The sequence below is a fragment of the Sodalis glossinidius str. 'morsitans' genome, from assembly GCF_000010085.1.
Lineage (GTDB): Bacteria > Pseudomonadota > Gammaproteobacteria > Enterobacterales > Enterobacteriaceae > Sodalis > Sodalis glossinidius.
On record NC_007712.1, the window covers coordinates 2,851,258 to 2,876,766 of the forward strand.

18 protein-coding genes, 4 tRNA genes and 9 pseudogenes are annotated in these 25,509 nt (G+C 54.7%); 20 read left to right on the forward strand and 11 right to left on the reverse strand.

Annotation, left to right across the window (positions count from 1 at the left end):
- Nucleotides 1-196: 196 nt before the first annotated feature.
- From SGP1_RS25780 to SGP1_RS15175, 4 genes and pseudogenes are all read left to right on the forward strand, one after another.
- Nucleotides 197-1,362: pseudogene (locus SGP1_RS25780) on the forward strand (LytS/YhcK type 5TM receptor domain-containing protein); the annotation flags it as partial.
- Between the two features lie 37 nt (nucleotides 1,363-1,399).
- Entirely contained in the window at nucleotides 1,400-1,648 is a 249-nt protein-coding gene (locus tag SGP1_RS36620) for a response regulator (RefSeq protein WP_424141117.1), read from the forward strand.
- Nucleotides 1,649-1,814: 166 nt separating this feature from the next.
- A pseudogene (locus SGP1_RS36625) lies at nucleotides 1,815-2,125 on the forward strand (LytTR family DNA-binding domain-containing protein).
- A gap of 57 nt (nucleotides 2,126-2,182) precedes the next feature.
- On the forward strand, nucleotides 2,183-2,914 hold the full coding sequence (locus SGP1_RS15175; RefSeq protein ID WP_011411498.1) for an aldo/keto reductase: 732 nt from the start codon (nucleotides 2,183-2,185) through the stop codon (nucleotides 2,912-2,914).
- Here SGP1_RS15175 and SGP1_RS15180 read toward each other — a convergent pair.
- A pseudogene (locus SGP1_RS15180) lies at nucleotides 2,911-4,001 on the reverse strand (Nramp family divalent metal transporter). The gene SGP1_RS15175 and the pseudogene SGP1_RS15180 sit on opposite strands and share 4 nt — an antisense overlap.
- 377 nt (nucleotides 4,002-4,378) lie before the next feature.
- Between SGP1_RS15180 and SGP1_RS15185 the strand changes: the two are divergent.
- Nucleotides 4,379-5,563 (forward strand): NupC/NupG family nucleoside CNT transporter, encoded by a 1,185-nt coding sequence (locus tag SGP1_RS15185; protein ID WP_011411500.1) that lies wholly within the window; start codon nucleotides 4,379-4,381, stop codon nucleotides 5,561-5,563.
- Between the two features lie 109 nt (nucleotides 5,564-5,672).
- Here the strand turns inward: SGP1_RS15185 and SGP1_RS15190 are convergent.
- Nucleotides 5,673-5,748: transfer RNA gene (locus tag SGP1_RS15190), tRNA-Ala, on the reverse strand.
- Nucleotides 5,749-5,861: 113 nt separating this feature from the next.
- The gene (gltX, locus tag SGP1_RS15195) at nucleotides 5,862-7,283 is read right to left on the reverse strand and encodes a glutamate--tRNA ligase (protein ID WP_011411501.1); all 1,422 of its coding nucleotides are present in this window, start codon (nucleotides 7,281-7,283) and stop codon (nucleotides 5,862-5,864) included.
- 245 nt (nucleotides 7,284-7,528) lie between these two features.
- Here gltX and SGP1_RS15200 point away from each other — a divergent pair.
- The 4 genes from SGP1_RS15200 (at nucleotide 7,529) to SGP1_RS15215 (ending at nucleotide 10,872) form a co-directional block, all read left to right on the forward strand.
- Nucleotides 7,529-7,604, forward strand: a tRNA-Val gene (locus SGP1_RS15200).
- A 53-nt stretch (nucleotides 7,605-7,657) separates the two neighbouring features.
- Nucleotides 7,658-7,733: transfer RNA gene (locus tag SGP1_RS15205), tRNA-Val, on the forward strand.
- An 18-nt stretch (nucleotides 7,734-7,751) separates the two neighbouring features.
- Nucleotides 7,752-7,827 (forward strand) — tRNA-Lys (locus SGP1_RS15210).
- A gap of 1,263 nt (nucleotides 7,828-9,090) precedes the next feature.
- Entirely contained in the window at nucleotides 9,091-10,872 is a 1,782-nt protein-coding gene (locus tag SGP1_RS15215; RefSeq protein WP_041867068.1) for a putative mucin/carbohydrate-binding domain-containing protein, read from the forward strand.
- Nucleotides 10,873-10,940: 68 nt separating this feature from the next.
- Here the strand turns inward: SGP1_RS15215 and SGP1_RS27860 are convergent.
- A pseudogene (locus SGP1_RS27860) lies at nucleotides 10,941-11,580 on the reverse strand (HlyD family efflux transporter periplasmic adaptor subunit); the annotation flags it as partial.
- 45 nt (nucleotides 11,581-11,625) lie between these two features.
- Here SGP1_RS27860 and SGP1_RS15225 point away from each other — a divergent pair.
- Nucleotides 11,626-12,746, forward strand: a pseudogene (locus tag SGP1_RS15225) (IS256 family transposase).
- A 227-nt stretch (nucleotides 12,747-12,973) separates the two neighbouring features.
- Here SGP1_RS15225 and SGP1_RS32020 read toward each other — a convergent pair.
- Together SGP1_RS32020 and SGP1_RS32025 are read right to left on the reverse strand one after the other, a co-directional pair.
- Nucleotides 12,974-13,303 carry a TolC family protein gene (locus SGP1_RS32020; protein WP_198408729.1) on the reverse strand — a complete coding sequence of 110 codons (330 nt, stop codon included), beginning with the start codon at nucleotides 13,301-13,303 and terminating at the stop codon, nucleotides 12,974-12,976.
- Nucleotides 13,304-13,514: 211 nt separating this feature from the next.
- A complete protein-coding gene (locus SGP1_RS32025) occupies nucleotides 13,515-13,676 on the reverse strand; it encodes a hypothetical protein (protein WP_243466045.1) in 162 nt (53 codons plus the stop codon).
- Nucleotides 13,677-14,137: 461 nt separating this feature from the next.
- On the opposite strand from SGP1_RS32025, the gene SGP1_RS15235 reads away from it, so the two are divergent.
- The 9 genes and pseudogenes from SGP1_RS15235 (at nucleotide 14,138) to SGP1_RS15255 (ending at nucleotide 19,742) form a co-directional block, all read left to right on the forward strand.
- Nucleotides 14,138-14,833 carry a BMP family lipoprotein gene (locus tag SGP1_RS15235; RefSeq protein ID WP_050747732.1) on the forward strand — a complete coding sequence of 232 codons (696 nt, stop codon included), beginning with the start codon at nucleotides 14,138-14,140 and terminating at the stop codon, nucleotides 14,831-14,833.
- A gap of 77 nt (nucleotides 14,834-14,910) precedes the next feature.
- Nucleotides 14,911-14,955 (forward strand): annotated as a pseudogene (locus SGP1_RS36630) (hypothetical protein); the annotation flags it as partial.
- A 46-nt stretch (nucleotides 14,956-15,001) separates the two neighbouring features.
- Nucleotides 15,002-15,772, forward strand: coding sequence for an ATP-binding cassette domain-containing protein (locus SGP1_RS33935; RefSeq protein ID WP_050747733.1), 771 nt, complete (start codon nucleotides 15,002-15,004; stop codon nucleotides 15,770-15,772).
- Entirely contained in the window at nucleotides 15,700-16,353 is a 654-nt protein-coding gene (locus SGP1_RS24565) for an ATP-binding cassette domain-containing protein (protein ID WP_050747734.1), read from the forward strand. The genes SGP1_RS33935 and SGP1_RS24565 overlap by 73 nt, the downstream gene beginning before the upstream one ends.
- Before the next feature lie 56 nt (nucleotides 16,354-16,409).
- On the forward strand, nucleotides 16,410-16,544 hold the full coding sequence (locus SGP1_RS35240) for a hypothetical protein (RefSeq protein WP_279379395.1): 135 nt from the start codon (nucleotides 16,410-16,412) through the stop codon (nucleotides 16,542-16,544).
- A gap of 48 nt (nucleotides 16,545-16,592) precedes the next feature.
- Nucleotides 16,593-17,444, forward strand: a pseudogene (locus SGP1_RS33940) (ABC transporter permease).
- Between the two features lie 19 nt (nucleotides 17,445-17,463).
- On the forward strand, nucleotides 17,464-17,727 hold the full coding sequence (locus SGP1_RS32030) for a hypothetical protein (protein WP_198408730.1): 264 nt from the start codon (nucleotides 17,464-17,466) through the stop codon (nucleotides 17,725-17,727).
- A gap of 69 nt (nucleotides 17,728-17,796) precedes the next feature.
- Nucleotides 17,797-18,381 carry an ABC transporter permease gene (locus tag SGP1_RS32035; protein ID WP_198408731.1) on the forward strand — a complete coding sequence of 195 codons (585 nt, stop codon included), beginning with the start codon at nucleotides 17,797-17,799 and terminating at the stop codon, nucleotides 18,379-18,381.
- Nucleotides 18,382-18,801: 420 nt separating this feature from the next.
- Nucleotides 18,802-19,742 (forward strand): annotated as a pseudogene (locus SGP1_RS15255) (IS110 family transposase).
- Between the two features lie 158 nt (nucleotides 19,743-19,900).
- Here the strand turns inward: SGP1_RS15255 and SGP1_RS15260 are convergent.
- The 3 genes and pseudogenes from SGP1_RS15260 to zipA all read right to left on the reverse strand — a co-directional run.
- A pseudogene (locus tag SGP1_RS15260) lies at nucleotides 19,901-20,041 on the reverse strand (DUF3820 family protein); the annotation flags it as partial.
- 10 nt (nucleotides 20,042-20,051) lie between these two features.
- Nucleotides 20,052-22,088, reverse strand: coding sequence for an NAD-dependent DNA ligase LigA (gene ligA / locus SGP1_RS15265; RefSeq protein WP_011411503.1), 2,037 nt, complete (start codon nucleotides 22,086-22,088; stop codon nucleotides 20,052-20,054).
- A gap of 212 nt (nucleotides 22,089-22,300) precedes the next feature.
- Nucleotides 22,301-23,290, reverse strand: coding sequence for a cell division protein ZipA (gene zipA / locus SGP1_RS15270; RefSeq protein WP_011411504.1), 990 nt, complete (start codon nucleotides 23,288-23,290; stop codon nucleotides 22,301-22,303).
- 235 nt (nucleotides 23,291-23,525) lie between these two features.
- Between zipA and cysZ the strand changes: the two genes are divergently transcribed.
- Nucleotides 23,526-24,284, forward strand: coding sequence for a sulfate transporter CysZ (cysZ, locus tag SGP1_RS15275; protein ID WP_041867069.1), 759 nt, complete (start codon nucleotides 23,526-23,528; stop codon nucleotides 24,282-24,284).
- 347 nt (nucleotides 24,285-24,631) lie between these two features.
- Here the strand turns inward: cysZ and SGP1_RS15280 are convergent, their stop codons facing one another.
- On the reverse strand, nucleotides 24,632-24,859 hold the full coding sequence (locus SGP1_RS15280; protein WP_243466046.1) for a hypothetical protein: 228 nt from the start codon (nucleotides 24,857-24,859) through the stop codon (nucleotides 24,632-24,634).
- A gap of 120 nt (nucleotides 24,860-24,979) precedes the next feature.
- On the reverse strand, nucleotides 24,980-25,507 hold the full coding sequence (locus SGP1_RS15285; RefSeq protein ID WP_011411506.1) for a lysozyme: 528 nt from the start codon (nucleotides 25,505-25,507) through the stop codon (nucleotides 24,980-24,982).
- Between the last annotated feature and the right edge of the window lie 2 nt (nucleotides 25,508-25,509).

The following is a 25,509-nucleotide window of genomic DNA, read 5'->3' on the forward strand; positions in this document are numbered from 1 at the left end:
GTGGTAATAGTAAGGAATTGGTACAGTGAAATATTTTATGATGGGCATTTCGTTCATGCTGTGCTTGTAGGTAGGTACATTTTTTTGTTACTGTAATAAGCAGCAAGCTCGCGGCACGGCGTTGCGCCATTCCGCGAGTTTCACCCCGTAACCACGGGGTGATGACTGAACGCTTTCTTCGCCGGTAGACCGGCCCTCTTTTTTCTGTCTGTTTGCAATTTTCAGTAATTATTCCGGTATCAATGTGGAAGGATCGCTCATCAACGTCCGCATTATTGCGGTCATGTCCGGTGGCATCCTTTTTGGCCCCTGGGTCGGTATCATTACCGGCGCAGTCGCCGGTCTGCATCGCTTCGTCATCGATATCCACGGTCCGGTCGGTGCCCTGTCTGATAAGTAGCGTGGTAGCGGGCGTGGTCTCCGGATATATTCATCTGCGGATCAAGAAAGAACGCCGCTGGAGCCTGGGGATCCTGGGCGGCATGCTGTGCGAATCCCTCACTATGTTGATCGTGGTAGTCTGGGCCAAACCTACGCCGCTGGGACTGGATATTGTCGCCAAGATAGCCTTGCCGATGATTCTGGGCGCCGTCAGCATTGGTCTGATTGTTCTTCTGGTACAGGGTGTCGAAAATGAAAAAGAAGTCATTGCCGCGCGTCAGGCGAAACTGGCGCTGGCGCTGGACATAGCCAATAAAACCCTGCCCTACTTTCGTCATATCAATAGCGAATCCTTGACCACCGTTTGCGATATCATACGTACCGATATCAAGGCGGACGCGGTCGCCATCACTAATCAGCACCATATCCTGGCCTATGTCGGCGTGGGCGCTGAACGCTACAATATTGGCCATGAAATTATCAGCGCGATGACCCGCGAAACGATTGCCAGCGGCAAAATTACGATCAAAAAAAATGACGAAGCGGATCGTACGCCGCAAATACACTCGCTAATCATCATCCCGTTGTGGGAGAAAAGCGTCGTCACCGGCTCGCTGAAAATCTACTATTGCCACGCCCACCAAATTACCAATTCGCTAAAGGTGATGGCGGTTAGGCTTTCACAAATCATCTCAACCCAAATCGAGGTATCGCGCATTGAGCAACTGAGGGAAATGGCCGACCGCGCCGAGCTGCGCACGCTGCAAAGTAAAATCAATCCGCATTTCCGGCAGCGGCATCAGCGAGTCGGTGATTGAACAAGTGCAGCGCAACGAACAGCCGTCGCGGCGCATCGGGTTATTGAATGTGCACCAGCGGGTCGCGTTGTTGTACGGAGAAGTTTTACACATTCGTCGCCGGGAGCCCGGCACGGAAATTTGGTTTTACTTGCCCCCCGGCGGCTGCAAACAGGCCGCTTGACGGAGGTAATATTGACGCGGTTGATAAGCGAGACAGAATGAAAGCCATTATTGTTGAAGACGAGTTTCTGGCTCTGGAAGAGTTGCGCTGTTTAGTGGAAAAACACAGCCGCCTGGACATCGTCGCCACATTTGACGATGGGCTGGATGTGCTGCGCTATTTGCAAAATCATGAGGTGGATGTGGTGTTCCTGGATATCAATATCCCGTCGCTGGACGGAGTTTTATTGGCCCAGAGCATCAGCAAATTGGTGCGCAGGCCGGCTCATTTTCATTACCGCTTATAAGGAGCATGCGGTGGCGGCGTTTGAGCTGGAAGCGTTCGACTATATTCTTGAGCCCTACCACGAACAGCGTATTGTCACCATGCTGCATAAGCTTGAGGCCAACGGGCGCCTGACGGCGGCAACTCTTAATACCCACGGTTCCCGCACCAGCCATACCGTCAATTTGATGAAGGATGAGCGCATCATCGTCACCGACATCGATAATCTTTATTATGCGGTCGCTCAGGAAAAGGTGACGCGGGTCTATACACGCCGAGAGGTATTTACCATGCCGATGGAAATCACCGAATTTTGCGATCGTTTGCCGGAAGAAGTCTTTTTCCGCTGCACCGCTCTTATGTCGTCAACAGGGAGAAGATCCGCGAAATTGTGCCCTGGTTTAATAACACCTACCTGTTACGCCTCAACGATGTAGACTTTGAGGTGCCGGTCAGCCGCGGTAAGGTGAAAGCCTTTCACCTCATGATGGGACTGTAAAGATATACGGGTAAGGTATTTGTCAGTTGACGCGCCTGTTACAGACGCGGCACACGCTTGGCGACTGCCGGCCCTGACGCAGCGCGGAACGACGTCCTGCGGCAGGTTAAGGACGGCGGGCGGTTAGAGCTTATAGCCCATCAGTTGACGGATATGAGCGCTGGCGCCAAGCAGTCCAGGCTGCTCATAGCGAATCAAATACACCGGAATCTTGCCAATAATTATGGTCCACCCCCGGGCTCGGCGGAGGAAAATTTTGGCCGGCTGCTGCGCGAAGACTTTACGCCTTATCGAGACGAATTGATTATTTCCACCAAGGCGGGCTATACCATGTGGCAGGGGCCCTATGGCGATTGGGGATCAAAAAAATACCTGGTGGCCAGCCTGAATCAGAGCTTGAAACGTTTAGGTCTGGATTATGTGGATATTTTCTATCATCACAGGCCGGTTCCGGACACGCCGCTGGCAGGCGGTGTTCTGACCGATCGCTATCTTAACGGGATTCCAGAAGACTCGCGTGCCGCCAGCCAGAGCCAATTTCTCTCCGGGGCGCAATTGACCGAGGAAAAAATGGCGAAAGTCCGTCGTCTGAACGCGATTGCCGTCGCGCGCGGGCAAAAACTGGTGCAAATGGCGTTGGCGTGGGTATTGCGCGGCGATCGCGTAACGTCAGTGCTGATCGGCGCCAGCAAAACCGCGCAGATTGATGATGCGGTCGCCATGCTGGCCAACCGGCAATTCAGCGAGCGGGAGCTCGCCGACATCGACGCCATCCTGGCCGGAATTTAATGTCCTATGGCGGTGCCGATCAGCAAGTAGATATTCAGCGTGACCACCACCGCCACAATCAGCCAGCCCAGCGCCTTAATCACGGGCGAGTTGACCAATTCGTTCATCAATTGGCGATTGCCGGTGAACACCAATAGCGGCGCCAGCGCGATGCCGAAGCTGAGCAACACCTGGCTCATCACCAGGATACGCGTCGGATCAAGCCCCAGCATAACCACCTGCCCGGCCATGGTGCCCACGACCGTGGAGGACAACCCCGCCGCAACCAGACTTAAGCCGAACAACGTGGCGGTGGTATGGTTGAGCAACGGCTCCAATGTCAGGTAGGCCTCATCCAGATCGGCAATGCCGGTATGACCGCTGAAATGAAATGCCGCCGCCATCATCGCCAATATTGACGAAGCCGGCGATGGTCATCGCGATAGCCACTCCAGTTTTAGTGGAGGAATAACGTTCGGCACAGCTCCCTACCGTTCTGGGTCAGCGAGGAGTGAAGATAGATGATGTGCGGCATGATGGTGGCGCCCAGCACGCCGGCGCCTAATTCCTTTATCACCGGGCGGGAATAAAACAGCTCGGCGATATAGGCGGCGGCGACAAATAACAGCAGGCCGCCTATCACCACTTCCAGCGGTTTTTGGCCGCGATTTTGCAACATTAATATCAGGAAGGTAACGATACCGGTAATGATGGCGCCCTGCAACAACGACACCCCGAGCAGCATTTTAAAGCCGATAGCGGCGCCGATAAATTCCGCCAGGTCGGTCGCCATTGCGATAATTTCGGCCTGCACCCAATAGGCCCACACCGCGGGACGGGGAAAACGATCGCGAATGTGCTCGTCCAGGTTCTTGCCGGTGGCAATGCCCAATTTGGCGGACAGAAGCTGAATCAGCATCGCCATGATATTGGCCCACACCACCACCCACAGCAGCCGATAGCCAAAACTGGCTCCCGCTTGAATATTGGTGGCAAAGTTACCGGGATCGATATAGCCAATCGCGGCGATGAAAGCGGGTCCGAGTAAGGAAAGCTTCACTTTTCTCGCGGCACGGTTGGCATTATCCGCAGTACTGCTGTCCACCATAGCAATAACCCTTATCAACTCACATGTTCATGAAATATCATAAAAATGATAATGATTATCAAATGCATTCAAAGCGATTCTACTTATCTCTTCGATAGCAACCGTGAATGCACAATCCGTCACACGATGGGCGGCCCGAACGCACTACCTTTCACCTTAACGACCAAAAATATAGCACAGGCTAAGTTTTAGCCTAGCATAAAACTTAGCCTTTTTACCCGTATTATTAACATCAGAGCTAAAATCTCCCGACGTCAGGGATGTTCCCACGAAGGAGAAAGAGAATTTTGCTATATTTGCAACTTATAACTCGTTTTTAGCTGCCCCGTTACATAGAATGAGCGGCGAATTCTGTCTGCCTCATTTTTGGAGCAACTATGTCACGCATTTTACACTTTGTCCTGGCGCTCGCCGTGGTGGCGATCCTGGCAATGTTGGTGAGTCGCGATCGTAAAAGCGTTCGCGTCCGTTTCATTATTCAGCTGTTAGCAATTGAAATCCTGCTCGCTTATTTCTTCCTCAATTCCCAGATAGGCCTGGGTTTCGTGCAAGGTTTCTCCGCCCTGTTTGATAAATTGCTGGGTTTTGCCGCTGAAGGCACCGGTTTCGTGTTCGGCAATATGAATAAAAAAGGGCTGGCGTTCTTTTTCCTGAATGTGTTGTGCCCGATTGTGTTCATCTCAGCGCTAATCGGCATTCTACAGCACATCCGCGTGCTGCCCTTCGTTATTCGCATCATTGGCACCGTGTTATCCAAGATTAACGGTATGGGCAAACTGGAATCGTTCAATGCCATCAGTTCACTGATCCTAGGTCAGTCGGAAAACTTTATCGCCTATAAGGATATCCTTGGCAAAATATCCGAGCGCCGCATGTACACTATGGCCGCCACGGCGATGTCGACAGTGTCCATGTCCATTGTTGGCGCCTATATGACCATGCTGGCGCCGAAATATGTCGTGGCGGCACTGGTGCTGAATATGTTCAGTACGTTTATCGTTCTGTCTTTGCTTAACCCCTATCGGGTCGAAAAAGAAGAAGACCTGCAGATGAGTACTTTACACGAAGGGCAAAGCTTCTTTGAGATGCTGGGAGAATATATTCTCGCCGGTTTCAAGGTAGCGATTATTGTCGCGGCGATGCTTATCGGCTTCATTGCGCTGATTGCCGCCGTAAACGCGCTGTTTAGCCTGATATTCGGTATCAGCTTCCAGGACATCCTTGGCTATATTTTCTTTCCCTTCGCCTGGGTGATGGGCGTGCCAGCGCACGAAGCGCTACAGGTGGGCAGCATTATGGCCACCAAACTGGTGTCGAATGAATTCGTCGCTATGATCGATTTGCAGAAAGTCGCCGGTGAGTTATCGCCGCGCTCGGTGGGCATTCTGTCGGTATTTTTGGTTTCGTTTGCCAACTTTTCTTCCATCGGCATTGTCGCGGGTGCCATTAAAGGCCTGAACGAGCATCAGGGCAACGTTGTCTCCCGCTACGGCCTGAAACTGGTTTATGGCTCCACGCTGGTCAGCGTGTTGTCCGCCGCCATCACCGGCCTGGTTATCTAACGCTGCGCCCTCCTTCTCCCCGGCCTGACGGCCGGGGTCGGATCAGGCAGGCAGTCATTGACATCCGATGTCCAGACGTGAAAAAACCGGCTAGGGCCGGTTTTTTTATTGGTGGAGCTAAGCGGGATCGAACCGCTGACCTCTTGCATGCCATGCAAGCGCTCTCCCAGCTGAGCTATAGCCCCGTATACGGATGTCGTCTCTGGTGGATGGGGCGCATGATATGAATTCCAACAAGCTCTGTCAACGGTTAAATTCACCAAATGGGTTAAACGCTGAAAAAGCCGGCAAATCAGGGCTAACCGGCGCTTTCCTGCGTCCGGCAGGCGATAAAGTCCAACGCCTTAACGATTCGCGCCAGACAGCGCGACTGGCCTATGGCATGCACGGTGACGTCAAGGGCGGGAGACTGGCCGGTGCCGGTAACCGCAACGCGCAGCGGCATACCGACCTTACCCATGCCGACCTGTAGCGCCTCGGCCGTTTGCTCAATAGCCGCATGTACCGTGGCCGGCGTCCATTCACTGAGCGCCGCCAGATTGGCGCGTACCGCCTCCAGAGCCAAAACTGCCACCGGGCGCAAATGCTTCTTGGCCGCGTCGGCATCGAATTCGCTGAAATCCTCGTAGAAGTAGCGGCAGCTGGCCGCTATCTCTTTCAGCGTCTTGCAGCGCTCGCCCAGCAGCTTCACCAGTGCCGCCAGCTGCGGGCCGGTGCGGGTATCAATTCCCTGCTGCTCGATATGCAAGACCAGATGCGTAGCGACGTAGTCGGCCGGCAGATGATTAATGTAATGGTGATTCAGCCACAGCAGCTTTTCGGTGTTGAAAGCGCTGGCGGACTTGCTCACCGCCTCAAAGCTAAAGAGCTGTTTCATCTCGTCAACGCTGAAAATCTCTTGATCGCCGTGGGACCATCCCAGTCGCACCAAATAGTTCAGCAGCGCTTCCGGCAAAAAACCGTCATCGCGGTATTGCATGACCCCTACCGCGCCGTGGCGTTTGGAGAGTTTTTTGCCATCATCGCCCAGGATCATCGAGACGTGGGCATAGGCCGGCACCGGCGCGCCCAGCGCCTTGAGGATATTGATTTGGCGCGGCGTGTTATTGATATGGTCTTCTCCGCGGATAACGTGAGTTATCGCCATATCAAAATCGTCGACCACCACGCAGAAATTGTAGGTGGGAGACCCGTCGATGCGGCGGATGATGAGATCATCCAGCTCCTGATTGCTAAACTCAATAGGCCCACGGATCAGATCATTAAACACCACCGAGCCGTCCTGCGGGTTGCGAAAACGCACCACGCAGGGTTCATCGTCGGCGTGATGCTCATGGCTGTCACGGCAGCGGCCGTCGTAGCGCGGTTTTTCGCCCCGGGCCATCTGCGCTTCGCGCAACGTTTCCAACCGCTCTTTGGAGCAATAACAGTGATAGGCGGTGCCCTTGGACAGCATATCGTCAATGACCGCGTTATAGCGGTCGAAACGTTTAGTCTGAAAATAGGGGCCTTCGTCCCAATCCAGGTTGAGCCAGTTCATACCATCCATAATGGCGTCAATCGCCGGCTGCGTTGAGCGCTCAAGATCGGTGTCTTCTATGCGCAGCAAAAACTCCCCGCCCAGATGGCGGGCGAACAGCCACGAATAGAGCGCGGTGCGCGCGCCACCGACATGTAAATAGCCGGTGGGACTAGGCGCGAAACGGGTTTTAATTTTCATCAGCTACATTGCCTTCATTACGCAGGGCGAACAGCCGGAATGGCGCTTCCGGCCCATAATAAAAAGTGGGGAATAGTCTACCACTTGGGGGCGAATCCTCAACGCCTGTCCACATCCGGCAGTTTTTTTGCTCAGGCCGGGGCAAAACCGCCCGGGATGGCTAAATTTAATACGAACACGCAAATTCACGGGAAAAATCGTTGACTCATTTCGGCGGTTCCCTATAATGCAACTCCACACAGCGGGGGTGATTAGCTCAGCTGGGAGAGCACCTCCCTTACAAGGAGGGGGTCGGCGGTTCGATCCCGTCATCACCCACCACGATTCAGTTCTTATCCCGCCGTGAGAAATAGAAGTAATATGCTCTAAGAAGTGGGTGATTAGCTCAGCCGGGAGAGCACCTCCCTTACAAGGAGGGGGTCGGCGGTTCGATCCCGTCATCACCCACCATTCTGACGTCTTTTAAGTGGGTCGTTAGCTCAGTTGGTAGAGCAGTTGACTTTTAATCAATTGGTCGCAGGTTCGAATCCTGCACGACCCACCACTTTCGGTTTCGCCCTTCTCTATTTTGCCTTGTTACCGACTTTATCAACACCCGTTGCCACATGGCCTGTCGCGCCGCTGTCAAAGGCACTCTGCTGCTACGCCCGTGCTTAAAGATTGTTGGTGGCCAGCGCAGACCGCGTGGCGCGAATCTGCCCCTGCATTCAGGTTGATGTTGGGCGCCGCAGACGGCACAGGGCAATTACGCCCATGCCACCAGATTGATACTGGCCGCCGCAGACGGCACGTCCCTGTGCCCCGCTCCACTCTCGCTGGTCAAGACGCCGAAATGGCGACGCTACCTGTCATAGGCGAAGAGTGATTAAGTAGCTTACGATTTAATAGTTCATCATATTAGACTCCGATCCCACAGTAGCCTAATCGGTCGGGGTAATGCTGCTTGGGGCCCTACAGCATAAATGTTGAGGTAAAAATTGCACAGTATTTAATTGCTCGACAATAGATTAATCATAACCTTATGCCTATGGCATTGATATTAAATCCTCCGGCGATAACCGATAATGTTATCCCCCCGGTAGTATCACGTTTATCGATACAGTGATAGCTCAACTCCAGTGTAATGAATGCATTAATGGTAAATGCCCAACAATAAATGGGTATCGTCCCACTCAACCTATCGGACGGCCAAGGAGTAACGAGAGGATAACATGATCAATGTCAGCACTTTATATCAACGGATAAATCATTCACCCACGACGGAGCAGAATAAGGGAATGGATATCGTTGCTAGAGACAGAGTGCTTTAGGCCCAGAAATAACCAAAAATGTAAGAATGACGATAATAAACGTGGCGTCCATCCAAAACTTACCTCACTTCTAATCCATAGCAACACCACCATAACGCTTAAATTTGTATCCCGTTCTAGAGGGCAAAGACATCTAATATTGCTGCATTTGTGCAATTGACAATATTATAAAATAACTATATTTTTTTACAAATTAAATCATTATTATATTTACCATTCTATTTTCTTTATAAGAAATCACCAGGCACACTTAATTGTTCATATCATCCGTGATAGGCTAATCTCTCAATATTTTCAAAAAAATGAAACAATTTAGGAAATTAAAATGCATTAATATTACCAAATTGAAATCGATTTATACGCTGACAAGACCTGATTGGTTAGATGCTGCTGGTATGAGTAAAGGAATTAACCACTATCACCAGCATTTAGACATTATACTCGCCGCCAATCAGACGCTCAGAGTCCGCTAGGTCGATGCGGCTTTCAGTAGCACGTTGACGCTGCTATTATTAAACGACGGCAGAAAAACTGAGGCTAGCTTCAGCGTCGGCCGTAACTGGGAAGAAGTTAGCGTCAACGCGGTCTCAGTTCCTTTTATCGAAACACCTTATGTGAATGGCGCCCCGATGGTGGAAATCGAGTATCCTGAGACGTCCAAAATATTGCCGGTATACCGCAAAGGCGAGAATGAAGCGGCCTTTTTCGAGCGGTGGAATTCCCAGGACGCCGAATTCGCTTTAGTCGATTCAGGATACGCGGTGATCCTGGTACCGAAGATCAGCAAACCAGCGCTGCAAACCCCGGGAAATGTTGAGAATATAGATGCTCTTATCACCTATTATGAAGATATTTTTACCTTCTACAATGCGCTGTCCGGTCTCTCCTTTGAGGCCGAGCATGATTCGGATTGGAATATTAACAATCGATACTTAATGAAATCCGACAAAAAAGATGACAGCAACGGTGGCTATTACGGCGGTAATTGGCCAGCGGAATCTTCCGCCTCGGTTAGCAGTTTTTGGCTAACACCGCAGGCCAGCAACTGGGGTAGTTTGCATGAAATTGCCCACGGCTATCAGGGGCACTTTATGACGGATAAACATTTCTCAGTCGGTGAGGTATGGAACAACATTTATGCCGCCAGCTACCAGGATGTAATGCTGGGTGATCGTAAATACCAAGACGGCTGGCTATATGATTACAGCAATAAAGCGAAAGTTGAGGAGACCATCTTTCAGCTAATCGCCAGAGAGAAGCCGCTTAACCAGTGGGATTTGCATTCCAAGCTTTACTTTATCATGTTAATGGTGGACAAAGCGGGCAAGAATGCCTTCACGTTTTTAAATCAGCAGTACCGTAAAAACTGTAATACGTCAGACTTCGCTCCTTACTTACACTCACTGCTGGATATACTGTCTGAAAGTTTTGCTATAGCTGGAGAGCAAGTGGACGTAACGCCTTTTGTACAGCTTACCGGCGGCCATGTGACGCAACCGCAGTGCGATCGTAATAAGTTTAGCCACGCTAAGGCCGTGTATCCGCTGTATCAATTAGTTGATAAACCACAGTTGGAAGCGGTGAAAAACCAATTGAAACTGGACTCCACCCTCCGACTGGTTGATGCAACTCAGTTAAAAGCTACCGGCCTGAAAGGCAATGTCAGCTTGCGTTTTAACATCGATGACTTTGCGCAGATTTATGGTAAAGACCTGATCCTGCTGGAGGAAGCGCGTTATGCTTATAAAATACGTATAGACAGCCCGACGATGACATTGGGAGATCTGCCGATTGGTGTATACACCCTGCGTTTGCCTACCGGTAAAGATCGTAAATACCAGCCAACAACGGATTATCTTATAGTGAAACAGGGGGATAATGCAGCGGAAATTGCCTTTATCAAAAAATTCGCATCGCCGATCATCTCGCAAGAAATAAATTTCTTGGGCATTGCAGACGAGTTTTTCGCCATGCTATTAGTTGATCACGCTCAAGGCAAACTGGTCATCGACGTCTTTACCACCACGCCGCATCATTATTTCCCAGGTGTAACCTATGCGAAGATTATCGTGCGCGATCCGCAAGGTAAAATCACCTTCACCAAAGAAATCCCTGGCACCGAAGCAAGCCTGATCCATGATGAACTGCTATTTAGCGTCGGCGATCAGATTAAGATTTTTCATAAAGAACCGACTCGCTTACGGGTCAACCCGCCTTATCCCGACATCATCGATAGCAAAAACGTAACGAACATTTTAACCATTCCGACCACGGATTGATAAATAGGGACTTGCAGGGGGACTCTGGGCAAGCGCTCTTAAAACGGCTGGATAATGCTGCGTCAGGTACGCACCGGCAGGCGCTGTACGATTTTGATCCAGTTACCGCTGGCGTTTTGCGCCGGCAGCAGCGAGAAGGCGCTGCCGGTACCGACGCCCAGACTTTCCACTTTGCCGCGATAGGTGATGTCGTCGCCGTACAGATCGGCATTAATTTCCACCGGCTGACCAATACGCATCGACAGTAATTGCGTTTCTTTAAAGTTGGCGTCAATCCAGACATCGTCCAGCGGTACCACAGCCATCAAGGTACTGCGGACATGGTTTAGATAGGCGCTACGCAGCGTGGCCGCAGCATCTTTGACATCTGGATGCGCTGGTGGTATTCAACTGTTGCTGCGCCGACGTCAGCGAGGTCTCCGCCGAGGTCAGGGCATCGCGCGCATGGGACAATTCCTCTTGCGAGATGGCACCGTCGCGCGCCAGATTGGCGCGCCGCTGATAATCGGCACTGGCGCCTTGAAGTTCCACCTTACGCGAGGCGACCATCGCTTTGTAATTGTCCACGTTGCTGTACATACCGCGTACTTGCCGCACCACCCGGGCCAGATTGGCTTCGGCTTTCTCCTGCGCCACGATGGTATCGCTGGGATCAAGACGGACCAGCAGCTGCCCCTGTTTCACGTAGTCGCTGTCATCGGCGGCAATTAATTGATTCCGTGGATGATTTCAACAACAGAGAGATGATACGCCATGAAAAAGTCTACCCTACAGGTCTCCGCAGAACCAGATATTACCGGTGATCCCTTGCATGAACTCATCCGTCATGGTGCCAGACAACTGATAGCCGCCGTCGTTGAGGCTGAGCTCGAAGCCATGCTGCAACAACATGCTGAACGCCGTCTTGACGATGGGCGTCATGCCGTCGTCCGTAACGGTTATTTGCCACAGCGAACCATACAGACGGGTATTGGCGATGTTGAAATTAAAGTGCCTAAGGTCAGGGATCGCAGCGGCGACGGAATATGCTTCAACAGTGCGTTGCTGCCATGGCTGTATCTGCTAGGCATATCCACCGGTGATTTTCATGAAGCCATAGGGGCGCTACTCGGTGAAAAAGCCCATGGCCTCTCCGCGAGTACCATCAGCAGACTGAAACAGCAATGGCTTGAAGTGCACAGGCAATGGTGCCTGCGTGATTTAAGCGATACGCGCTACGTTTATTTCTGGGCTGATGGCATATATAGCCATGTCAGGCAAGATGATCGCCTTTGCCTACTGGTCAGTATCGGCGTCACTGAGCATGGACGTCAGGAGCTGGTTGCGGTCGAAGAGGGTTTATCGAGAATCAGAAGCAAACTGGGCCGAACTTCTCAATGGCCTGCAAGCAGGTGGCCTAACCGTATCTCCCAAGCTGGCTAAGGGAGACGGTGCCCTTAGTTTTTGGAATGCAATGGCAAAGATATTCCCGGACACGCAGCACCAACGCTGTTGGGTGCACAAAACGGCTAATGTGCTTTTTTATGTTTTGTTAGCAAGGTTTTCAGCGAAGTATCCTGTAGCGATGAAGAAGCTGGAGAAAGATCGAGAAGAACTGCTGGCATTCTACGACTTCCCGTCAGAGCACTGGGCATCAATAAAAACGACAAAGCCGATTGAATCGGCTTTTGCGACTGTGAAGCTACGAAGCAGACGCGCAAAGAAGTGTGGTTCGAGAGAAACCACCCTGTCAATGGTATTTAAGCTGCTCCAGTCTGCTCAGAAAAGCTGGAACCGGCTAAGAGGATTTGACCTGGCTGACCCTGGTGGTAAACAACGTCCAATTTCAGAATGGAGAACAGATTCACGAAGCATCAGAGCAGAGCAGAACGTAGCCTGATCGCCATACACCAGATTTGATAATAACTCTCGGCAATGGTGGTTACAGTGCCCGCCACCTGCGGGGTAATGAGTTCTCAGTTGTTTTAATTATTCTGCGCCACGACAGGCGCGGCCGGGAGAGATGCGGGAGTCTGGAAACTGCCGCCCAGGGCCTGCATGAGCACAATGGCCGTATCGGTGCGCTGGGCGTTGATACTGGCCAGATCGCGTTCGGCCTGGATCAGCGTTGTTCCACGCTCAGCGCATCGAGATAGTTACCAATGCCGGCGCTGTAGCGCTGCATGGAGTTATCCCAGGATTCACGGGCGATGTCCCGCGCGCGCGTTTTCTGCTGCAACTGGATTTCCAGCGACGACAGGCGGGTTATGGCATCGCCAATATCGCCGAAGGCGCTGACCAGCGACTGGTTATATTGCGCCACCGCCAGATCGTAATCGGCATTGCTGCTCGCCAGGTCCGCACGCAGGCGGCCGCCGTCAAATATAGGCAACGACAGCGCCGGGTCGATCGTGAAGTAGCGGCTGGGCGCGCCGAAAAACGCGTTGCCCAACAGCGATTTGGTTCCGGCAGCGTCGAAGGCAGGCTTACCGCGGTCGGCGCTATCAGTTGCGGCCGGTGCAAAGCGCGGGCGGCGTCGGGGCCCTGGCCCAGCAGCACCGCCAGACGGATACCTGCGGCGGTCACGTCTTGACGCGCGGCGGTCAGCATCACCTGCGCCGCCGCTTCCAGACTTTCTGGTCTGTTGATATTGAAACTTGCTGTCAAGCCCGGTGGTAAACCGGCGCGGCGCCAGACCCAGCATGATGTGGGTTCGTTTTAAAATCCTGCTGCGCCAGGTAGTACATCGCCTGGGCTTCGCCATAATCGTTATAGGCGCGCGCCACATTGGCCGCCAGTGTCAGTCGGGCCACCTGCCTGTCCACTTCGCTGGCGTTGGCGCGGCCGACCGCCGCTTCCCAGGCGGCCCGCTGGCCACCCCATAAATCGAAGGGTTACAGAAAAAGCCTGCTGCAGCCCGGCGGTGCCGCGGTGGTATTTTACCGTATCGCCCGCGCTGACAGTGCAGGTTAATAGCAACAATCCGGACAAAAGCATTCCCCGCGCGTTCATCGACATCTCCGTCATGTATGACGATTGGCGCCGGCAATAGCCGGCGGTGTACTGTATTAAGGCGTTAATATACGCTTTTTGAGGACGAACAATGAAGTTTACCGGTTGGAGAACCGGCGTGAGCGCCCTGGTGCTGGTGGCCGAAAATCTCGGCTATGGCGATGTGCGCCCCACCCTGCGGGATCTCGCCGACGACGGCCCGTAGCTCTTTATTACCCACGCCAACGGCTATAATCAGGCGGCGCCGGAAATCGGCGCCCAGACCGGAATACCGGTGGCAATTACCGACATCCGGTCCTCGTTGAAGGCCAGCCGCGTCGCGGATTATACCGTAAGCGGCCAGGAAGGCGCTTGGCTTGCGGGTACCCTGGAGGCCAAAATGTCGCGCAGCGGTACGCTCGGGATCGTGGTGTCAGGTGAACCGCGCGCCTGGAACGCGCAGGCCGCGGCCTTCATGCTCGGCGCCCAGGCGTCGCGACCTTCGATTCAGATCCGCTATGCGGTCATTGGCCCCGCCACCTACAGCAATGTGGCGGGAGGCAAACGCGTTACCGCCTCGGTGATTGCCGCCGGCGCCGACGTCATTTTCGGTGAGGGAAACGGTTCGAGCTTCGGCATGCTGCAAGCGGTAGAAACTACACCCGCCCAGGACAGCGGCAAAGTCTGGTTTATCGATGTCATCGGCGACAAATCCCCTATCGACAAAGGACATCTGCTGAGTTCGGTGCTGTGGAATCTGACCCCGGTATATACCGCCATGATTAGGGATCTCAAAAATAATCACTTTGGCAGCCACAACTACCAGACGTCATTGGCTAACGGCGCCATCAGTTTATTAAAAACACCCCATATTCCTGATGATGTCTGGGCGCAGGTTCAAGCGGTGCGCGATCGCATTATCAGCGGTGAAATCCACGTGCCGGCGGATTATGACGCCAGCACGCTGCACGCGCTGCTGGCCGGAAAATAGCGCGTGGACATTGCTCTCCCCGCCGGTACGCCTCTGGTGCGGCTATCCATCTGGCGCTGTGGCCCGGCGAAGTGCATGTGCTGTTGGGGGAAAACGGCGCCGGCAAATCGACGCTAGTGGCACTGCTGTCCGGCGTGTTGCAGCCCGACCGCGGTTACATCGAGGTGGATGGCGCAGCGTATCGGCTCGCCGCACCAGGCGCTGGCGCTGGGCATCGGCACGGTGTTTCAGCACCCGATGCTGGTGCCGACATTAACGCTGGCGGAGAATATGGCGTTGGGCGACCCCTGGTGGCGCCGCCCCGCCCGGCGGCGCTACGCGGCGGATGTCGCACGCCTGGGCGTAACGGTGGACGCCAGCACGCGGGTCAGGGCGTTATCGTTGGGAGAACGGCAGCAGGCGGAAATCCTACGCGCGATGCTACGCGGCAGTCGGGTGCTACTCCTCGACGAGCCGACCGCACTGCTAACGCCACACGACGCCGAACGGCTTGGCCTGTTGATGTGTCGTCTGGTCGCGCAGGGGTTGGCAGTGGTGTTTATCACCCATAAGCTGAACGAAGCGTTAGCCTGGGGCGACCGCATCAGCGTGCTACGCCTCGGCCGCAAGGTGGGCGAAATTCCTCCAGCACGCCTGCAGACGCTTTCACAGCCGCAGCCAGACGGGAAATATTGGACTGGATGTTTCACCGCAGCGGCGACGGGGAACCGTCCGCGGCAGCAGCACCCGCGCCGAGCCCTGGCAATGACCGTCCACCGCCCGGGCAGTCAGGTTCAACTCCGTTGCTGTTGGAGCAACGGCTATCGGTGGCGGATGCGCGCGTTGCGTTGCGCGACATTGATTTTAGCGTCGCCGGCAGCGAAATCTTGGGCATCGCCGGTATCGACGGCAACGGGCAAACGCAACTGGCGGAAGCTCTGGCGGGACAGCGGACGCTGAGCGCCGAGCGCATCTGGCTGGCCGGACAGGCATTGCAAGATTGCAGCCTGCGCGAGCGACGCCGGCGCGAGTTGAGCTACGTCACCGATGACCGGCTAGGCGAAGGTACCGTTGCCACACTGACGGTAGCGGAAAATCTGTTGCTCAAGCAAATTGGCGCTCCGCCCTTCTGGCGCGGCGGAATAAGTGGCCCGGCGCACATCGACGCCTTTGCCCACCGGCGTATTCGCGCGTTCGATATCCGCCCTCCCGAGGCGCAAATCCCTGTCGGCACGTTGTCAGGCGGGAATGTCCAGAAAATCCTGCTGGCGCGCGAACTTAACCACCGCGTCCGCGCGGTGATTTTTGCCAAGCCTATCTATAGCCTCGATCTGCACAATAGCCTGGCCATTCGGGAACGTATTCGCCAGGCCGCGGCGCAAGGCGTGGCAGTGGTGCTTATTTCCACCGACCTTGACGAACTGTTGGCATTGCCTCATCGCGTGGCGGTACTGCGTCGAGGGCAAATAACGGGCATGGTTGTCAACGATGCTCACGCCCGCCGGCGCATCGGCGCACTGATAAGCGGAGAAACGCCATGATAGGCCGGTCTAGGTGCCGTAACGTCGGCACGAGGGGCAAACACCTGTGCCTGGAAATGGGATTCACTCTGCTGGCTATCGGGCTGGCGATTTTTATTGCCGGCCTGCTGCTGTGGCTGTTGGGAGTCGCTCACCTGGCCTACTATGGCTTTATCGTGCGTAAGGGGCTGCTGGCGCCCGCCGGTTTGTAAGCATCGCTAACGCGCATGGGACCGCTGCTGCTGATCGCCGCCAGCCTGATGGTGGCGTTCAGCGCCGGTTTATGGAATCTGAGCGGCGACGGGCAGTTTATGCTGGGCGCGGTACTGGCCTCGGCCATCGCGCCGGCGCTGTTATCCCGCGGCGTCCCCTTGGGGATCACTTTGTCTCTGGAGCTGCTGGCCGGGGCGCTGGGCGGAATGCTGTGGGGCCTGCTGCCGGCGATATTAAAAATCTGGCGTAATATTAACGAAATCATTACCAGACTCATGATACCGTTTCTCAAAGTTTCGTTGGCCAATGTGCTGGTCAAATTGCTACTGGCGGATCCGGCGACAACCGTGCCGTAAACCCGCAACCTGCCCTGGAAACAAAGATTGCCGATGCTGTTCGGCGGTCAAGTTTCTAGCGGACTGTTGCTCGGTCTGCTGGCTGTGCTGCTGACGCACGGGTTAATAAACCACACGGCACTCGGTTTGCGCATGCGAGTGCTGGGCGCCAATCCTGGTGCGGCGCAGCATGCCGGACTGCCGGTAGGCGCCCTGACGCTTGCGGTATTCGCGCTTTCGGCCGGTCTGGCGGGCGCGGTTGAAATCATGACTATACAGGGCAATGTGCGTGCTGATTGGAATCCGGCCTACAGTTTGGTTGTTGTACCGTTGGTGTTTCTGGCGCAATTCAACGGGTTTGGCAGTCTCGCCCTCGTTTTCGTGTTCTCGGTGCTCTCCATCGGCAGCGAAAGCGCGGCGCGGCGAATGGGCGTCCCTAACCATTTCACCTTGCTGACCGTCGCGCTGTTATTAATTGTGCCGGGCTTGACCCGTCTGGCCGTTGCCCGACTACGGCAAGCACTGCGCCAGCGGACTCTGCGCAACACGACGACAGAGGCTTAGCGCCGGCGATGGAGACAAAATGGAAGGGTTAACCAGAGGTTTTATCACCTCCCTCCTCATGGGGGCCATCGTCGCCGGCATACCGCTGCTGTTGGCGGGCCTGGGCGAACAACTGTCCGAAAAAGCCGGCGTGCTGAATATCGGTCTGGAAAGGATGATTCTGGACGGCGCCTGGCTGGGCTTTCTGGTGGCCTGGCGTCACGATTCCATGGTGCTGGGCCTATGCGCTGGGGCCGCAGTCGGGATGTTGGTGGCGGTGCTGATGGCGGGACTGTGTTTGTGACTCAATCAGATAGTCATCGGTATCGCCCTGACCCTGGGCGCTGAGGGCGCCACCGCGCTTCTGCAGTAGATGGCTTTCAGCCACAGTTATCCCCTCCTGAGCAGCATCGACAGCATCAGGCTACCCTGGCTTACCGAACTGCCGGTGGTGGGCAAAGCCCTGTTCGTGCAGCCGCTGGTGGTATATTTGGCCATCGCTTGCATCCCGCTGCTGGCCTGGCTTTATCGCGCCAGCAATGCGGTTCTAGCGCTGCAGGCGGCCAGCGATCGACCCGCCGCACTGGATGCGGCCGGTGTGAGCGTGCAGAGGACGCGCACGCTGGCGGTGCTGGCTACCGGTGCACTGTCGGGATTGGGCGGCGCTTATATGGCGCAGGTCGGCGCCGGTATTTTTGTGCCGTTTATGACTCAGGGCAATGGTTTTATCGCCATTGTGCTGGCGCGCGGGCGACCGCTGTGGGTTTTGGCGGGAGCGCTTTTGTTCGGCGCGTGCCTGTCGCTGACCACAGCGCTACAGGTGCTGGGGGTAAACCTGCCGACCGATGTGATCCAGATGCTGCCCTTCGCCACCGTGATGCTGGTGCTCGTTCTTTTCGGACGCCGGGCTGCTCTGCCCGCCGCGCTGGGCGCCCTGTGGACGCGGGGCGCGCGATAACGTTGCCCTCCAACTTCCGCGCGAGGATACATTGGCGCCGTGCACCAAACCAGGGACACTGACGACATATTGCGCATCGCGCCCAATTTGATGTTGATGGCTGACACCTGACAGTCGAGAAAGATGGACGATGCTTCGCTTCACAGCGCCCGGCAGGCGCGTTTTCATCAGCAACGATCCGACCCCACAGAGGCGCAGGTTGCCGTTAACACGCCTTTAGCGGCGTGATAAGGCTTTCCCACCCTTGTATCTTGAAATTTAGTTAGCATGGTTATGAATAGATTTGGCAAGGTGTATGCAGTCTGATTCATCCCAGGGTTTATAGCCCGTAGAGAAGTTAATGACGCCTATACTGAGCCACTCATCTGAAACCTGAACAGTTGTCCGTACTCCATAACGTATTTGCAAGGATGGGTAATAATGAGTCTGCCAAATCCACTTTTTGTGGGAATTGATGTTTCTAAAGCGACACTGGACATTGCTGCCAGCAGTGATATTGCTCAGTTTACGGTCAGTAATAACTCTGACGGTTTTGATGCTATTACTGATGAACTGAGAAAGTATCCGGTGGTGTTGGTTCTGATAGAGGCCACTGGTGGACTTGAAGCTGCCGTGACGTCGCGGTGATCAATCCCAGACAGGCTCGTGACTTTGCCCGCACTATGGGCTATCTGGCAAAAACGGACCGTATTGATGCACGGGTGCTTGCACAAATGGCGGAGGTCATTAATCGACATCCAGGGCGGGAACGCTTTATCCGTGCCATGCTGGATGCGGAGCTTCAGGTTCTTGCTGCGATGGTAGTGCGCCGACGCCAGCTGACAGCGATGTTGATTGCTGAGCGTAACCGTCTTTATCCCGTTCATCCACAGAGCAGGAAAAGTATCAATATCATCATCAAAGCGCTGGAAGATGAGCTTGCCAGAATCGATGAAGACATGAACAACCACATCAGGAACCACTTCAAAGAGCTGGCTGCCAGACTGAGCAGTATTAAAGGGGTTGGTACGATGACGGTTGCAGCGTTGCTGGCGGAGGTTTCCGACCTGGGTAGCCTCTCGAGACGAGCCATCAGCGCGCTTGTAGGCGTTGCTCCCATAAACCGGGACTTGGGTACCATGTGGGGCCGGCGAACCATCTTTGGCGGAAGGGGCGGAGTCCGAACAGCGCTTTATATGGCCGCACTTGTCGCAACCCGCTTTAATCCGGTGATAAAAGCATTTTATACGCGGCTGCTTGCAGCGGGAAAAGCCAAAAAAGTCGCGCTGGTTGCCTGTATGCGTAAACTTCTGACTATCCTGAACGCGATGCTCAGAAAGAACGAAGAGTGGGATGAATCGTACCATCACGTTTCTCTATAATTTTATCGTTCAAGACAGTTGCTTCTATTTTTATCGCTAGCACCAGGCTCATAAGCTAGAGCGGTTTTCATCTATTTCGGCGCATCTGTGGATTAGGAATTCTATCTACTGAGGCAGTGCTATATGCGAAAAAACCGGAATAGATGAAAAGTGCTCTAGCCCAGCAGCCCTTCCGGGAACTCCCCTTTACGGGCAAACCAGAGCAGATAAGGTTCGGGAAGATCGATAAGCATCCGCCCTTGATATTTACCAAACGGCATCGCGGTATTGGCAATAGCCACCAGATCCTCTTTTTCCATTTTCGCCCCCTTATGCGTCCGAAGATTCTCCAAGAAGACGCATCATTTCCGCCTCATCCATCACCGGAATATTCAACTGCTGTGCCTTGGACAATTTGGACCCCGCCGCCTCCCCCGCGATGAGCAGATCGGTTTTGGCGGAAACGCTGCCGCTGACCCGCGCGCCGAGCGCGACCAGATGATCCTTGGCCTCATCCCGCGACAGGCTGCTTAGCGATCCGGTCAGGACAATGGTTTTCCCAGCGAAGGGATTATCGCTCGCCGCGACGGGCGCTGCCACAGGCTCAGGCCATCGAATACCGATTGCCGGGCTCAACAAATCCTGGATCACTTCGATATTATGCGTTTCCTCAAAAAAGTGGCGCACGTGGGTCGCGACAATGTTGCCAATATCCTGCACGCCCGTCAGCGAATCGATATCGGCGGCAATCAGCGCGTCGAGCGTGCCGTAAGCGGCAGCCAGATTGACGGCCGTGGCCTCGCCCACCTCGCGGATCCCAAGCGCGTACAGAAAGCGCGCAAAGGTGGTCTGCCGGGCTTTTTCCAGCGCCTCCAGCAAATTTTGCGCCGATTTCGACCCCATCCGATCCAGCCGCGTCAGGATTTCTTTATTTAGCCGGAACAGGTCGGCCGGGGTTTTCACCAGCTCCCGCTCCACCAGCTGATCAATGATCTTATCGCCCATACCGTCGATGTCCATCGCCCGGCGGGAAACGAAATGCTTTAGCGCTTCCTTGCGCTGTGCGGCGCAAACTAAGCCCGCGGTGCAACGCAACACCGCCTCGCCTTCCACCCGCTCGACGTCCGAGCTGCAAACCGGGCATTGCGTCGGAAACGCTACCGGGCGCACCTCAGCCGGCCGTTCGGACGTGACGACGCCGACAATCTGCGGGATGACATCGCCGGCGCGACGCACAATGACCGTATCGCCAATCATCAGCCCCAGCCGCTCGACCTCATCAGCGTTGTGCAGGGTGGCGTTACTGACCATGGCGCCGGAAACCAGTACTGGCTCAAGGCGCGCGACCGGCGTGATTGCGCCGGTCCTTCCCACCTGAAACTCTACGTCGCGTACCCGGGTCAACTGCTCCTGGGCTGGAAATTTATAGGCGATAGCCCAGCGCGGCGCGCGGGCGACAAAGCCCAGACGCTGCTGCAGCGCCAGCGAGTCGACTTTTATCACGACGCCGTCGATATCGAACCCGAGCGATAACCGCGCCTCGTGCACCTGCCGATAAAAATCCAGCACCGCCGCACTACCGGTGCAGCGGCGGACGCGGTCGCTGACCGGTACCCCCCAGGCTTTGAACTGCTGCAAGCGCTCCCAATGACTCTCCGGCAACTCGCCGTCTTCCAGCAGGCCGACGCCATAGCAATAAAACGTCAGCGGCCGCCTAGCGGTAATCGAGGGATCCAGCTGGCGTAAGGAGCCGGCGGCGGCGTTGCGCGGATTGGCGAAGACTTTGCTCCCTTCCCGTTTGGCGGTCTCATTCAGTCGCAGAAAGCCCGCTTCAGACATGAATACTTCGCCGCGGATCTCCAGCAGCCTCGGCAAGTTGTCGTGATCTTGCAAACGCAACGGAATGGTGCGGATTGTGCGCACGTTGGCGGTGATATCCTCACCGGTGGCGCCGTCGCCGCGGGTGGCGGCCCGCACCAGCTCGCCGTTCTCATAAAGCAGGCTGACCGCCAGACCGTCCAGCTTCAGCTCGCAGCAATAGGTCATGTCGTCGTCGCGCTTAAGCCTGTCGCGCACCCGCTTGTCGAACGCCAAAAAACCCGGCTCTTCAAAAACATTATCCAGCGACAGCATGGGCACTTCATGGCGCACCTGTCCAAAACTGCTCTGCGCTTGTCCGCCGACGCGCTGACTGGGGGAATCGGCGGTCAGCAGATCTGGCCGTTCGGCCTCCAGCGTGCGCAGTTCCGCCATAAACCGGTCATATTCACTGTCGGGCACTTCAGGGGCGGCTTCCACGTAATAGAGGTATTCCCAGTGTCGCAGTTGCTTACGTAACCGCAGGATATGTTGTTCAATCTGTTCCATGATGCACCATCAGCAGCAAAAACCCCCGCAAGCGGGGGCTGAGAATAACGCTATTTCAGCAGCAACCGGCCGGTTCCGGTTAGTGATGACCGGCAAGATAAGTATAACCGCCGCCGGCCAGATGGAAAAAGACGCTATGGGCAAGATAAGCCTGACCGTGACCGTTGCAGGGGGAACGGTAACCGGTGCAGACTCACAGCCAGGGGCGCACATCAGACACCGGCATTCGCCTCCAACACCTGACGAATGCGCGCTTTATAGCCGTCCAGTTTCTGCGGGGTCATCATCCGCCGCTCATCGTCAAGCACCACGCCGCCGCAATCATCGGCGATACGCTGGGCGGACTGCAGCATGAGCTTGAAGTTCTGATGGGCATCGCCATAGGAGGGAACCATCATGAACATGGAGATACCCGGCGTGGTGAAATCAGCCATATCTTCTGGATTGAACGAACCGGGCTTGACCATATTGGCCAGACTGAACAGCACCGGCCCACTGCCGGAAGGGTTGAGATGACGATGAAATATATTCATTTCGCCAAACTGAAAACCCGCCTGCAGTACGCTTTGCAGCAATTCTTCGCCGCTTAACACCGTACCGTTATGGGCGGCGACATGCAGTACCAGCACCGTTTCTTTTTCCGGTACCTGAGCCGCCTTTACCGAACTCTCTGCTGCCGGGGCGGGCGCGTCGGCGGCAGGCGCCGATGACCGGTAATCAGTTTGGGGCGCAGCGGCGCGGCTGGCGGCAGGCAACAGCGGATCGTCGTCATCGCCCCCCCCCATGTCGTCGCTGTCAGAAGCAACCTGCTCACGTGCAGGCATGGCTGGCTCGGCGGAACGGATTTGCGGCGGCTCGCGGTGGGCTCGGGGGGCATTGGAGACGGGCTGCCCGAAGCCATCCGCCAGAAGAGGATCAGAAGCATCATCGCGTTCTCCCTCGCCGACGCGGCTGGCCAGGCGAGATAACGGCGCATCGTCGTCGTGGCGCACGCGCGTGACGCGGACTTCACCCACCCCTTCATCCCGCTCAGACAGCGGCGGTTCGTCCTGATCCTGACGTTCTTGTTTCAGTCGTTTGACCGGGCGGTCGCGAAAAACTGCCGAGCGCTCTTTACGGCTGGTCCAAAGACCATGTAAAAGTAACGCTATAATCGCGATTGCACCTACGACGATTAATATCAGACGCAAATCCTGCATCATTGCCATCTCAGCTGTTCTAATTCATTGCACATTGCCATAGCGGCAAACATTTACTCTCTTAACTGTATTTGCCTGCGTAGACAAGTGCAAGTCTACAGGGTACTTTCTGGCAAAAAGAGTTTGGCAAGTTATTTTTTTGCTGCTTTTTCAGACAAAATGAACCAAACGGCCGTTATTAACGCCGAAAACTGTGATCATACCCCTATCTGTTCGGACATAAATGGCGCAAAACACTATGCAAAACGAGATAACTTCCCGCAGCGGCGTACATTATTTTTTCGCCGGCTGGCGTTTAATCATGCTGCCCGGCATTAAACGCTATGTCCTGCTGCCGCTATTGGTGAATATAGCGCTATTAGGTGGCACCTTTTGGTGGCTGTATCGCCAGTTGAGTCTGTGGATCCCGCAATTGATGAGTTACGTTCCCGATTGGTTGCATTGGCTGAATTATCTTCTCTGGCCGTTATGCGTGCTGGCGGTGCTGCTGATATTTGGTTATTTCTTCAGTACCGTGGCCAATGTGATTGCCTCGCCCTTCAGCTGCCTGCTGGCCGAACGGCTGGAAACGCACCTGACCGGCCATGCCAGCCCGGACAGCGGACTGGTGGATCTGATGCGCGATACGCCACGTATTCTGCACCGCGAATGGGTGAAGCTGTGTTACTACCTGCCGCGGGCGCTGATTTTACTGGCGTTGCATTTTATTCCGGCCATTGGCCAAACGCTGGTGCCTGTGCTGTGGTTTTTGTTTAGCGTCTGGATGCTGGCCATTCAATATTGCGATTATCCCTTTGATAATCATAAAGTCCCGTTCCCGACCATGCGCGCCGCACTGAGGCGCTACAAGGTGGCGAATATGCAGTTCGGCGCGTTGGTAAGCGTGTTTACCCTGATACCGATCGTGAATCTGGTGATTCTGCCGGTGGCGGTTTGCGGCGCCACGGCGATGTGGGTGGATAAATACCGCGCCGGCTATACAGTATCCGGTTCTTAAAAACTTATTTCTTAATAGAACATACTAATACTCAATATAAGCTAATGTTATTTATTAATTTTTTATGACTTTCACCTTCATTAGGATGAGCAAAATGAAAAAGTAAATCACCAGTAAAAACAACTAATTAAAAATAGTTTTGCAGGAGGGTTTTGGCCTGATTTTTTCACCTTACCAGCACATTCACTCGCTGGCATAGGTTGAAATTCGACCAGTCCACCCAGAGGCGAAATCACTCAGTTGCTCTATACCACGACTGCCAGCGGTAGATTGTGGTGCGCAGTTCACGTGCGCATTCATCGGTCTGAATGTCCGCCAGCAAATCTTCGTCGCTGTTCTTCCCTGCGTCACTTACCTTGCACGGCGGCATCATCAAATCCGGGGATATGGTTGGCCGCGTCGATTGAACGCTGCCGCAACTGCACAGCGTCATCATCAAACTGGCATACACTACGATTCGGGCTGTCAACATACTTCACCACATTGCGGTAAACGGTTCGGTAAATCACTTTGGCCACCACGTTGGCATCAACAGCTTTCTTCTCGCCGGTATTCACTGCTTTTTCTGCTTCCAAACGCTTTGCCCTGGCCTGTCTGTTTACATGCTCGCTGTGGGCGTACCAGCCTTTTAGATAACCGGCCCAGAATGCCCCGGAGACCACAGCAAGAACGGTAATCAGCGCGATAAGTTGCGTTCATTCATCAAGTCCCCAGCATGTCAGCTCTGCTTCCTGTTCACGCCGCAGCACCTGACCGTAGCAGTTATTTGAACGGATACGGCAATCTCGACCACCATCCCAAATCCAGCGCCTGATTTCGGCACAGGCACCACTGCGATCCCCGGCGTTGAGCTTTTTCCAGAACGTGGACGAAAAGCACTTAGCCGGGCCTATGCTCCACGGACAGAATGAGGCAATGCCCACTTTTTGCGTCTCGGTCAGAGGCACACGCACATTCCGCTCAACCCAAGCCAATGCTTTAGCCTGCTCGACCTTATCAATTCTCTCGCATTGGTCTACAGACAACCGCATCCCTTGAACTACCGGCTTACCGTTAACGAAGGTAGTGCCGCCACAGATAGTCCAGACACCGCCCCCGTCCTGGTATGCCGCTGTCCGTAGCCCTTCTTTTTCATCCTGAAACTGCGACATCATTACCGTGCTCGTCGCACCGGCAGCGATTAACGCCAACATGGCCGCACTGAGTTTACTTTTGCTCGCCATCG